Source organism: Pelolinea submarina, assembly GCF_003966975.1.
GTDB lineage: Bacteria > Chloroflexota > Anaerolineae > Anaerolineales > Anaerolineaceae > Pelolinea > Pelolinea submarina.
In genome coordinates this window covers 2,225,351-2,237,363 of record NZ_AP018437.1, presented here as the reverse complement: position 1 = coordinate 2,237,363, position 12,013 = coordinate 2,225,351, and the positions used below count along the sequence as shown (strand labels likewise).

Annotated in this window: 9 protein-coding genes; 7 read left to right on the top strand and 2 right to left on the bottom strand. The window is 45.9% G+C overall.

Annotated features, from left to right (window positions below):
• Positions 1-38: 38 nt before the first annotated feature.
• Complete coding sequence (locus Pelsub_RS09860; protein WP_116223907.1) at positions 39-1,475, bottom strand: sensor domain-containing diguanylate cyclase; 1,437 nt, start codon at positions 1,473-1,475, stop codon at positions 39-41.
• A 392-nt stretch (positions 1,476-1,867) separates the two neighbouring features.
• Here Pelsub_RS09860 and Pelsub_RS09855 point away from each other — a divergent pair, with 392 nt between their 5' ends.
• The 7 genes from Pelsub_RS09855 to Pelsub_RS09825 all read left to right on the top strand — a co-directional run bounded on the left by Pelsub_RS09855 (position 1,868) and on the right by Pelsub_RS09825 (position 10,831).
• Complete coding sequence (locus Pelsub_RS09855; protein WP_158675069.1) at positions 1,868-2,884, top strand: LacI family DNA-binding transcriptional regulator; 1,017 nt, start codon at positions 1,868-1,870, stop codon at positions 2,882-2,884.
• Between the two features lie 206 nt (positions 2,885-3,090).
• Positions 3,091-4,440, top strand: a complete 1,350-nt coding sequence (locus Pelsub_RS09850; RefSeq protein ID WP_116223909.1) for an extracellular solute-binding protein — start codon at positions 3,091-3,093, stop codon at positions 4,438-4,440.
• A 182-nt stretch (positions 4,441-4,622) separates the two neighbouring features.
• The gene (locus tag Pelsub_RS09845) at positions 4,623-5,567 is read left to right on the top strand and encodes a carbohydrate ABC transporter permease (RefSeq protein ID WP_116223910.1); all 945 of its coding nucleotides are present in this window, start codon (positions 4,623-4,625) and stop codon (positions 5,565-5,567) included.
• A 13-nt stretch (positions 5,568-5,580) separates the two neighbouring features.
• Positions 5,581-6,450, top strand: a complete 870-nt coding sequence (locus Pelsub_RS09840) for a carbohydrate ABC transporter permease (protein ID WP_116223911.1) — start codon at positions 5,581-5,583, stop codon at positions 6,448-6,450.
• Between the two features lie 195 nt (positions 6,451-6,645).
• A complete protein-coding gene (locus Pelsub_RS09835; RefSeq protein ID WP_116223912.1) occupies positions 6,646-8,790 on the top strand; it encodes a glycoside hydrolase family 3 C-terminal domain-containing protein in 2,145 nt (714 codons plus the stop codon).
• A gap of 12 nt (positions 8,791-8,802) precedes the next feature.
• Entirely contained in the window at positions 8,803-9,972 is a 1,170-nt protein-coding gene (xylA, locus tag Pelsub_RS09830) for a xylose isomerase (protein WP_116223913.1), read from the top strand.
• 160 nt (positions 9,973-10,132) lie between these two features.
• The gene (locus Pelsub_RS09825; RefSeq protein WP_116223914.1) at positions 10,133-10,831 is read left to right on the top strand and encodes a M24 family metallopeptidase; all 699 of its coding nucleotides are present in this window, start codon (positions 10,133-10,135) and stop codon (positions 10,829-10,831) included.
• Here Pelsub_RS09825 and Pelsub_RS09820 read toward each other — a convergent pair.
• On the bottom strand, positions 10,826-11,746 hold the full coding sequence (locus Pelsub_RS09820) for a carbohydrate kinase family protein (protein ID WP_116223915.1): 921 nt from the start codon (positions 11,744-11,746) through the stop codon (positions 10,826-10,828). The two genes, Pelsub_RS09825 and Pelsub_RS09820, sit on opposite strands and share 6 nt — an antisense overlap.
• Between the last annotated feature and the right edge of the window lie 267 nt (positions 11,747-12,013).

Here is a 12,013-nt window from a genome sequence, read left to right as displayed (position 1 = left end):
CAAGGTTAGTCTTTGAAAAACGTGGGTTTTCTTTGAGATTACCGCTTCGACTGTTTATTCTGATACATACGATCATCGGCTAGTTTTACAGTATCTTTAAATTTGCCTTGTTCATAACAAGTTGCAATTCCAACGGAAATAACCAATCTATTATGGTTATTTTTATTATCCAATTCTAAAAAATGGTTGATTCGCTTAAGTGCAGTTTCAGCGGCCTCTTCACTGGTTTTAGGCAGGACAACCACGAATTCATCGCCGCCAATTCTTGCCACCATGTCTTCGGAGCGGAATGATTTTAAAAGAACCTGACCGGTCCTTCTCAATAAATCATCTCCGGCTGCATGGCCTTGCGAATCATTTACAATTTTCAAACCATCCACATCCAGCATGAAAACGCTGACCGGGAAGAGGCGACTATTTTCCAGCCGGGATAGCTCCTCCTCAAAAAATGTGCGGTTATAAAGTTTGGTCAGTTTGTCATGAGTTCCGATAAAACGAGATGCTTCTTCCAGTAGTTTACGATCGGTGATATCCCGTGCTACCCATATTACAGTATTCTCTTTTAATGGGGATACCGAAGCGTCGAAAAATACCTTATGGTGGTTTATCACTATGGAATATTCAATCGAAATTGTCTTTTGAGTTTGTAAAACGTTTTGGATATGATGGATAAAGCGATCGGCTTCTTTTTTGGGGAAAAAATCATGGATGTTTTTCCCAATAAAGTCATCCGGAAGTGCTAATAATAAATTCGTAGAGGCTGAAAGAATTTTGAGATAATGACCTTCCTCATCATAAACGATCACCAAATCCTGCATGGAAGCGAAGAGTGCGCGCAGTTCAGCGGTGCGGTCGTTTATTCGATTCTCCAGAACGGATTGCAATTCTTTTAGCTCTCGATTTGCGCTTATCTGTTCTAGCTCATTCTTGCGGGCAATTGCTATCATGCGTGAAAGGCGGGAAATAAAGAAATACAAAGTCAGTGAACAGGCAATCATGAAGAAAGCGGATGCAATTATTGTTGATCTTTCAGTTAATGGACCAAAGTGAGTTACGATCCTGCCACTCGTCTCCAAGAGACCAATAACAATAATTGCAGTTGTATTTAATAACCCAAAGAATATCAATCCTTTCCGCCCAAGTAAAAGCGTACTGAAGATCAAAAGCAGGTAATAACCACCGATAGCATCATCATGAATACCACCTAAAAAGATTAACCACGTAATAACAATAAATCCTCCGATGGGAAAGATAATACGCCCGGGCAGCAATATATTCCAAAATGCAAAGATTAAACTGATAATTTGTACAACATTGAAGATTATGAGGATAAGCCTTATAGAATCAATATTTATGAGGATAAAAATAAAAGTGGCTGCGATTGAAAAAAGCAATACCGCGATGATTATTATGCGATCTTCTTTGTTACCTGATTTCCGGTTCCTAAAAAGCTGTTGAAAAAAATTAATAATCATTCCAATTTCCCGCTCGTTCTATTCCTTTGTAGTCAGACAGACCTAATGTTGAGCAAATTCCATAAATAAAAATTAATATTGATATGGGTTTGTTGAGAGCGTTCGCAGAGGAGGAAATGATTATTTTAGTGATCAATATTCTTATTAATAGTATACATGACTGGAACAAGTCAAATAATTAATTGATCTGCATGCACCATCTGGTTATTCAGATCAGGAATATTGGAGAGAAGGGGAGCCGGGACTGGTGTTTTCCGCTCAAATACATATGAGAATCTCTCTACCAATTACCTAATCTTAAAAATTGTTGACATTTCCAAGTACACGTGGAATAATACCAATAACGATACCGGTAATGATACCGGCAACGTTATATGAGAAAAACAGGGAATATGGAAAATCAAAGACGCTCGGTCACAATTCGAGATGTTGCAGAGACTGCCGGAGTATCCGTTTCGACTGTTTCACGTGTGTTAAATGGCAAAGTTGATGTTGCCAAAGAGACCAAAAACCATATCCTATCCATAATTGACGATCTGGGTTATTCCACTAATCTGGCAGCACGCAGCATGCGCAGCCAGAAAAAGAACCTGATTGGCTTAATCATGCCCGATATCGCTTATCCATTTGCTATCGAGGTTATGAAGGGGGTCAACCGCGCCATCGCGGAATCGGAATTTGATCTGTTGGTTTACACGTCCGGCGATGTGCGCAAGCGGGGCAGGGTTACTTCTGAACAAAAATACATCACTCTTCTGGCGAAATCCATTTCCGACGGGGTGATTGTAGTTGCGCCAGTGGCATCGGAATACAACATCGATAAACCTATTGTGTCTATTGACCCGGTCATGAGCCATCCCAATTATCCTTCTGTGCACGCTACCAATTACGAGGGATCGCGGGCCGCAATGGAATACCTGATTGGATTGGGACATAAGCGCATCGGGTTCATTAACGGCCGCACCGAACTGGAAAGTGCAAACCGGCGTTTGTCCGGTTATCGTGATGCACTGAAAAAAAACGGGATTCCCATCAAAGAAGAATTGATTGCTTCAGGGGATTACACCACCGAAACAGGAGTTAAATGCGGCCGGCAATTATTATCACTGAAGAACCGGCCAACCGCGATATTTGCTTCCAACGATCAAATGGCAATGGGCGTGTATCAGGTAGCCGAGGAGATGGGCCTGCGGATTCCGGAGGATTTCTCGCTGGTCGGTTTCGATAACATTTCAGAATCTAAATATTTAGGATTGACCACTGTTGATCAATTCATTTCTGAACAGGGGTATGGGGCGATGCAAATGTTGATCCAAATCATCAATGAAGTCCCATTAGAAAAGCAAACACTGAAAGTTCAGACACAGCTGGTAGTTCGGAGCTCCTGCCGTGAGTACCATGAGAGTTGACAGGCAGAGAGTGATCGAAAGAGATTATAAGAAGCTACAGATGTGAAAATGACTGGGAAGGGAGGTGGAAATAATCGAAGAAAACCAATTAAAAAGCAGGCCTTCTCAACAACTTTGACCGTTTAAAGAAGACCTGCACAGTTGTGTGGAGGCGTTCTCCGCACTTTCCTATTATATCTTGTTGACACCCTAAATGGAGGAGAAACATGAATCGGAAGATTTTTGTATTGATTAGTGTATTACTCGTTGCGGCATTCATGCTGACCGCGTGCGGTACAGCGGCTGCAACTGAAGCAGCGGTCGAAGAACCTGCTGCGGCTGAACCCGCGATGGAAGAAGCTCCCGCGGAAGAGGTAGCTGAACCGGTCACCATCACCTGGTGGCATATCTCAACCAAGGACCCGCCGCTGACCGATTGGCAGAATATGGCCGATGCCTACATGGCTGCGCACCCCAATGTGACCATTGAGATCACAGTCCTGGAAAATGAAGCCTTCAAAACCAAACTCACCACTGTCATGCAGTCTGGTGAGGTCCCCGATATTTTCCAGAGTTGGGGCGGCGGTACCTTGAAGGAACAGATCGATGCCGGTTTGTTGAAGGACATCACTGCCGATCTGGATGCCGACGGCGGCGCATGGCGCGATACTTTCGCCCCTGGCGCGTTGGCGGTATTTGCTTCCGACGGCAAGAATTACGGCGTGCCGTGGGATATGGGCATGGTTGGTTGGTGGTACAACAAAGACCTGTTTGAACAGGCCGGTATTACCTCAACCCCCGCAACCTGGACCGAATTCCTGGACGACGTTCAGAAACTGAAAGATGCCGGCATCACCCCGATTTCCCTGGGTGAAGGCGATACCTGGACCGGTATGCACATTTGGTCCTATCTGGCCACCCGCATCGGCGGCGAAGCCGCTTTCACCGCGGCTGCTGACCGCTCCGGCGCATTCACTGATCCGGCTTTTGTACAGGCTGGCGAAGAACTCAAGAAACTGATCGATATGGATCCCTTCCAGGCAGGTTATCTGGGCGCGACCCATGACGAAATGCAAGCAACCTTCGGTAACGGCAATGCTGCCATGGAATTATCCGGGCAGTGGGCACCTTCCGTCGAAGCTGCCAACAGCGCGGACGGCGTGGGTGTAGCCAATCTGGGTATGTTCAACTTCCCGGCTGTTGAGGGCGGCGCAGGCGCATTAACAGACGTCATAGGCGGCGGCAACGGCTTTGCGGTTGGAAAAGATGCCAGCCCAGAGGCGATCGACTTCGTTAAATTCCTGACCAACGTGCAAAACCAGACCACCGTTGCAGCATCTGGGACCGGCATTCCGGTCGTGAAGGGTGCTGAGGTTGGTTTGACCGACCCGAACCTGCTGCTCGTTCAACAGAGCTTTGCAGCGGCAGATTATTTCCAACTGTATTATGACCAGGTGTTGCCCTCCGCGATGGGTGGCATCATCAACGATGCAGTACAGAAACTGTTTGCCGGTACGGCCACGGCCGAAGAAGTGGCGGCTGAAATTGAAGCCGGTGCGCAAGAGCAGATTCAATAATCTAAGGTAATCGAGACAGGTGCGTTCGGTCCTGATTGTGCCGAAACGCACCTGTTTCTAAATCATCAGTGAATACCTTTTTCGCAGCCGGATAAAGGATAGACATATCTTTGAGTTCCTGCGGATAAATTGTTGGATGAATAGATTCAGTGTTTTACGGAGAATTAAAGAAAGAGTAAATAATGCAATTGATTCCCGCTGCTCAAAAAGAACTCAACCTCAAGAAGAACTCTATCAGCCGTAGGCGAATTCAGGATCGCTTTGTCATCGCGCTCTTTTTACTGCCGGCTTTAGTCCTTTTCAGTCTTTTTGTGATCTATCCGATATTTCGTTCGTTGTATTTCAGTACTTTCAATTGGAAAGGCTTTGGACCCGCGGTGGACTACATCGGTATAGATAATTACCGAAAAATATTAACAGATGAAGTCTTCCTTAAAGCAATAAAAAATGTGCTCCTGATTATTGTGTTGTCATTGGGAATCCAATTGCCCCTGGCTTTGATCCTGGCGGTTTTAGTTGGGCGTGATCTGCCTGGACGATCGTTGTTCCGCACAGTATTTTTTCTGCCGTATGTCCTTTCAGAAGTAAACACGGCCATCATGTGGATGCTGCTCTATAACCCTGATCCGGAAAGAGGGATCTTGAATGCTATCATGGTGATGTTTGGGCTGGAACCAATTGCCTGGTTGGCAGATATGAAAATCGTTATTTTCGCGATTTTCGTTACGCTAACCTGGAAATATTTCGGATTCCACATGTTGTTGTATCTGACCGGACTACAAAATATCCCGAAGGAAATCGAAGAGGCTGCGCGCATCGATGGCGCAAATTCAATTCAAAATTTCCTCTTCATCACACTGCCTTTATTGGGCAGCACCATCAAGACATCAGTCTATATGTCTGTGTTGGGGTCAATTCAGCAGTTTATTCTAGTCTGGGTGATGACCAAAGGGGGGCCGGTCAATGCCAGCGAAACGATGGCAACGTACATGTACCGGTTTGGGTTTGTACGATTCCAATTGGGCTATGGGTCTGCGGTGGCCATAATCATGTTCATTCTGTGTATGATTTTCTCGTTGATCTACCAGGCATTGACACGGAAACCAGATTACCTTACAGGGTTATAGAAAGGATGCACTAATGGGTAAATACATTACTCCTCCGCGATGGATGCGCAAAACAATGCCCCGGGCGATAACCTACATCTTTCTAACCTGTGCCACCATAATGATCTTTGTCCCTATCGTGATCTTGATGTTTGGAAGCGTAAAAACAACAGGCCAGATGTATTCACATCCCTATGCTGTACCCAATCCGCCGGATTGGAGCAATATTCGCCATATATTGAATACGCCCAGTTTTTGGAATATGTTAAAGAACAGTTTGATTGTCATGGTAGCCACGACATCCGGAACTGTCGCTATATGCGCATTGGCCGCATTTGTCTTCGCACGTATGCAATTCAACGGAAAGAATTTTTTCTTAAATTTATTCACCGTTGGACTTATGTTCCCGATTAATGTGGCAATTTTGCCTGTTTATTTTGTATTACGGCAAATGGAGCAGATAGGCATACCAATGATCGACAAATTATGGGGGGTTATCCTGGTGCAGATCGCGTTTCAATTGTCAGGCAATATCATGATCCTGCGTGGATTTTTTACCGCGGTACCAATGGATTTACAAGACGCGGCTTATATGGATGGATGTACTAATTTTGACTTTTTCCGCCGCATTATGCTGCCCCTGGTAAAACCATCCTTATCAGCAGTTGGTGCTTTGGTGATGATTGCCAGCTGGAACGATTTACTGGTCCCTTTGGTAGTCTTAAACAGCAACAACCTATGGACGCTGCCTCTGGGTACGATGCAATTCCAGGGACAATATGGACAGGACTTGGCTTTGGTTTCAGCATTTGTGGCCTTATCTGCCATTCCAACGATTATTTTTTATTTCTTCGCGGAACGACAGATTATATCCGGGTTAACCGCCGGAGCTGTGAAAGGATAACAGTATTAATCATGATGATTCGTAGAGAAAAAAGACGCGTTATCCATAGTTTGTAATGGAAAATAATTCCGGTTGGTTCATCCAACCAGAATGAAAGTCTTTGAAAAGAAGAAAAACTTTTATTAGTGGCACGTTGTAAATAAAAATTACCGAAGAAGGAGAAATACCTTTTTCTGTCTTGCTAAGAGGAGCGTTATGAAAGAAGACAATAAAGCGAGTGACCGATCGTATCTGGATACGACGTTACCTTTTGAAGAAAGAGTCGTAGACCTCGTTGGGCAGTTAACCCTGGAGGAAAAAGTAGGTTTGATGAGCCATCCCGCAAAGGGTATTCCGCGCTTAAACATACCGGCATACAACTATTGGAGCGAAGCATTGCATGGTGTGGCGCGCAACGGCCGAGCGACTGTCTTCCCACAGGCCATCGGTATGGCCGCGACTTGGGACAAAGATTTGATCAAGAAGGTTGCTTCTGCCATCAGCGATGAGGGCCGTGCGAAATATCATGCCGCGCTGAAGCGGAATGGATACACTGACCAATATCAGGGGTTGAATTTTTGGTCGCCTAACGTCAATATTTTCCGCGATCCGCGTTGGGGGCGGGGACAGGAAACCTGGGGAGAGGATCCTTTCCTTACCGGAGAATTGGCTGCAGCTTTTGTAAAAGGCTTGCAAGGGAATGATCCGAAATATCTGAAAACTGCCGCATGCGCGAAGCATTTCGCGGTTCATTCGGGACCGGAAAAAGAACGCCATACGTTTAACGCGATTGTAACCAAACGCGAGTTATATGACACATACCTGCCGGCTTTCAAGAAATTGGTACAGGACGCGGATGTCGAAGCCGTGATGGGTGCGTATAACCGAACATTAGGCGAGGTATGCTGTGCCAGTAAATTGTTAATCGAGGATATCCTGCGGGGAGAATGGAAATTCAAGGGGCATTATGTTTCGGATTGTTGGGCGCTTGCAGATTTCCATCTCAACCATAAAGTGACGAAGGACGCACCGGAATCGGCGGCTTTGGCTATCAAACGCGGCTGCGACCTGGGATGCGACCATGTCTTCGACGAAATACCGGAAGCCATTGAGCGCGGGTTGATCACCGAGGAAGATGTGGATCACGCGCTTGAGCGTTCGCTGCTTTCACGCTTCAAGTTAGGGATGTTCGACCCACCGGATCAGGTTCCGTTTACGTCCATTTCGATGGATGTAGTGGGATGCGATGCAAATCGAAAATTGGCCTACCAAACCGCGGTTGAATCAGTGGTGCTGCTTAAAAATAAGGACAACATCCTCCCGATCAAACCAACCACCAAAAAGATCTTTGTTACCGGGCCAAATGCCACCAGCACGGAAGTCCTTTTGGGTAACTATTACGGCTTCAATGACCAGATGGTAACGATGCTGGAAGGAATTACCGGGCGCATTCCTGAGGGGATGGGGATGGAATACACCACCGGAGCCATGTTGAAGCATCCACGTGAGATCAAAGAAACCTGGGCGCCGGGAATGGCCCAATCATCCGATTTGGCTATCGTGTGCGGCGGTTTCTCCTCATTCCTGGAAGGCGAGGAAGGAGAATCCTTATTGTCTCCGGAGGATGGTGATCGCCACAGTATTTCGTTACCGGCCAGCCAGGTAAATTACATTAAGGAATTGGCAATTTTAGGTACCAAGATCGTCCTGGTATTAACCGGAGGAAGCCCGATTGCGTTGGGGGATGTTGAAGATATGGTGGATGCCATTCTGTTCATCTGGTATCCGGGTATGGAAGGCGGCCGGGCGGTGGCGGATGTGCTTTTTGGCGATGCGTCTCCTTCCGGCAAACTGCCGCTGACATTCCCGAAGTCGCTGGATCAAATCCCGGCATTCGATGATTACAGTATGGCAGGCCGCACATACCGCTATATGGAAAAAGAACCGCTCTATCCATTTGGATTTGGATTGAGCTACAGCCAATTTGCGTATAATGATTTGAAACTTGAGAAAGAGAAGATCGAGCTTGGAGATTCGCTGAGTGTCAGCGTTATGGTGCAGAATATCGGTGCGATAACAGCCCCGGAAGTCGTTCAGTTCTACCTGTCTGATTTGGAAGCATCCACCATTGTCCCCATCCACCATTTAATTGGATTCACGCGGGTAATGCTTGAGAGCGGGGAAAAGCAAAAAGTGGAATTCATAATAACGCCTGAGATGATGTCGTTTTTCAACGATGACGGAAAACTCACGCTTGAACCAGGCGATTTCCGGTTGGAGGTGGGGGGATGCTCTCCCGGAAAACGTGGACAGGATTTGGGTGCACCCAAACCGATTTCTATGAATTTTACTATTGGATAGAAGGAGCAAAATATGATGACTGAATATAAACCAAAACCCGAGCATAAATTCACTTTTGGTCTATGGACCGTAGGGAATACCGGCAGTGATCCTTTTGGCGCATCCGTGCGTGAAAAGATAACTCCGGTGGAGTTGGTCCATTTGTTAGCTGAAGTAGGCGCATGGGGTGTCAACTTTCATGACAATGATCTGGTTCCCATTGATGCAACGCCCTCGGAACGGGACCAAATTGTTCGAGATTTCAAGAAAGCATTAGCTGAAACCGGGCTGGTTGTACCGATGGCCACAACCAACTTATTCTATGAACCAATTTTCAAGGACGGCGCATTTACCGCGAACGATCCGAAGGTTCGAGCTTATGCGTTGCAGAAAACCATCAAGGCGATTGACTTGGGCGTTGAATTGGGCGCCAAGGTATACGTATTCTGGGGCGGGCGCGAAGGCGTTGAAAGCGATGCCACCAAGGATCCCATTACTTCGATCAAGCGATCCCGTGAAGCGATGAATTACTTGTGTGAATATGTAAAGGACCAGAATTACGACTTGAAGTTTGCGCTGGAAGCCAAACCCAATGAACCGCGCGGCGATATGTATAATGCCACAACTGGCCATATGCTGGGGTTCATTGAGACGTTAGATTACCCCGAAATGGTCGGTGTGAATCCTGAAGTTGCCCATGAACACATGGCCGGATTGAACTTCACTCATGGCGTTGCACAGGCTATGGATGCCGGAAAACTTTTCCATATTGACCTGAACGACCAAGCCTTTGGACGTTATGATCAGGATTTTCGTTTTGGCAGTGTTAATCCCAAGAGCGCCTTTTTCCTGGTCAAATTGTTGGAGGATAACCATTATGACGGAAGCCGCCACTTCGATGCGCACGCGTACCGAACAGAAGACTATGAGGGTGTAAAGGATTTTGCGCGCGGCTGCATGCGCACCTATCTGATCCTGAAAGAAAAAGCGGAAAGGTGGAACGCGGACAGTGAAATCCAGGCCATTGTGGCTGAGGTCAACGCTGATGACGGTTCGATGAACCAGTATTTTGGTAAATATTCATCTGATAAGGTAAATGCGTTAAAAAGCCATCCGTTTGATCGAAAGGCTATTGCCCAAAGAGGTATGAAGTATGAACGTCTTGATCAATTAACTATCGAGGTCTTATTGGGGGCTCGCTAAGTGATAAGATCCCACCTTTAATTAGTATTACAGGGGAAAGGTTGGCATGAAACAGGTCTGTTTTTAATAAACAGACCTGTTTCTTTAAATCCTGGAGAGATTGACAGCTCTTGATGATATATAATTCCACGAGATCTAATTCTCGCATTGGAGGTGCCCGTTGCATCAAAACAGTATTGCTCAGAATATCGCCAAAGAAACCATGAGTGAACTTCACGAATTCATTACCGTCGGCATGAGTGAAAAGACAATTGAAGAAAAAGCACTTGAACTTATGACTGAGAAAGGCTCCAATTCGTGGTGGTATCACGGGATTGGCGCATTGGTTCTGCTGGGCAAACGCTCGATCGAATCCATGTCCGGGCACGATTGTTATTCAAGCGATGAGAACTGCGTCTCTGAAAATGACGTCATCACAATTGACATTGCACCAACAGTGGACGGTTATTGGGGTGACTATGCCCGTACGATATTCATGGAGAATGGTGGTGTCGCGCCCGAAGATGCCCCCAGCAATCCATTGTTCCGACAGGGGTTGGATGCGGAACTTTACCTGCATGCCAAGCTGAAAGAAATTGCGACACCGGAAATGACCTATGAGGAATTATTCCTGAAACTAAACGATGAAATTATCGGTTTGGGTTTTGAGAACCTCGATATCCATGGGAATCTGGGACATTCCATTGAAATGGATCAGAAGGATCGTGTGTATATCGAGCGCGGTACAACTCGTTCATTCAAAGAAGTGGGAAAGCCTTTCACGCTTGAACCCCACATCCGTCAGAAGGGCGGGAAACTGGGATTCAAACGCGAAAATATATACTATTTCGACGAAGCGGGTGTCCTGCAAGTACTATAAGCGCATTATCCGCTCAATCTCCTGCCTGGAGACTGCGCCGGCTCTGGCACCCAGCCGGCTTACACAAATCGATGCTGCGGCGTTGGCAAACTCCGCAGCATATTTAATTCCTTTATCCAATGAAAGCGCAAATAGAAAACTGCTGCAGAAGGTATCACCCGCGCCGGTAACATCCACGATCTCAACTTCAAAAGCCGGAGAATGGATAGTTTCACCTTTTGAATAGACTACACAACCTTTTTCGGCAAGCGTCACGATGATCAGTTCCAGCCCATAGCCCAAGAGACGATCTGCGGCCGCACGCTGATCCAACGTACCGCGATATCGGTCAAAACCAACTTCGTTAAAAAATAAAATATCCAATTGTTTGTAACGATCTTCGCTGCCATCCTGGATGTAATCCACATCAACATCATAAACAAGTTTTGCGCCTTTACTCCGGCAGTAATCGATGATTTCTTCGCTACCCATATCCGCACAATGCAGCGTAGCAATTTCCGAAGGGGTCGTATAGATGTATTGGGCGTTTGCCAGGATATCTAATTTATCGCGGGTCAGTTCGATATACTCAAGACCCAGCCGTGGAATCATCACGGTGTGTTCATTTCCCACCAAAAAGATCATGGTTTTGGAGTCAGCCAGAGTGTCATCGAAAACGACCAGGGAGGTATCCACACCGCTTTTTTCCAGGTCGTCCAGTAAAAATCGGGTAATCGCGCCGCTGTTCAGCGCCGCTAGAAATTTAACATTCATCCCCAACGCGGCGGAAACACAGGCAGCATTAGCGATCATACCTCCTGGAATGGCCGGAAGTGCATCCACCAAAGCCTTATCTTTTATCGTAGGCCAATAATCGGATTTGTAATACTCGTCAAGCGCAACGTCACCAATAAACACACTATAAGCATTTGGCATTTATAAATCCTTGATATTGAGATAATCTATTTTCAAAACAGAGCACGTTGATTATGAGTCAAGCATGTAATTGTTACATTGCATTTCAGCAAAGTCAAGGAATAATGGTTGTCGGCCTTTATATTTGCACCATTGTTCAACAATGGATATCTGTTATGATTATTTTCGGAAAATTTAAGGTAATTAGCAAAAAATTTCTTGACTTTACCATACGAAATTCATATACTTTGTAAATGTTTTGATTCGTGGGATTTTTATAAAAATCCA

Coding starts and splice junctions, on each gene's coding strand:
- Pelsub_RS09860 (WP_116223907.1), bottom strand. CDS start 1,475: ATGATTATTAATTTTTTTCAACAGCTTTTTAGGAACCGGAAATCAGGT.
- Pelsub_RS09855 (WP_158675069.1), top strand. CDS start 1,868: ATGGAAAATCAAAGACGCTCGGTCACAATTCGAGATGTTGCAGAGACT.
- Pelsub_RS09850 (WP_116223909.1), top strand. CDS start 3,091: ATGAATCGGAAGATTTTTGTATTGATTAGTGTATTACTCGTTGCGGCA.
- Pelsub_RS09845 (WP_116223910.1), top strand. CDS start 4,623: ATGCAATTGATTCCCGCTGCTCAAAAAGAACTCAACCTCAAGAAGAAC.
- Pelsub_RS09840 (WP_116223911.1), top strand. CDS start 5,581: ATGGGTAAATACATTACTCCTCCGCGATGGATGCGCAAAACAATGCCC.
- Pelsub_RS09835 (WP_116223912.1), top strand. CDS start 6,646: ATGAAAGAAGACAATAAAGCGAGTGACCGATCGTATCTGGATACGACG.
- xylA (WP_116223913.1), top strand. CDS start 8,803: ATGATGACTGAATATAAACCAAAACCCGAGCATAAATTCACTTTTGGT.
- Pelsub_RS09820 (WP_116223915.1), bottom strand. CDS start 11,746: ATGCCAAATGCTTATAGTGTGTTTATTGGTGACGTTGCGCTTGACGAG.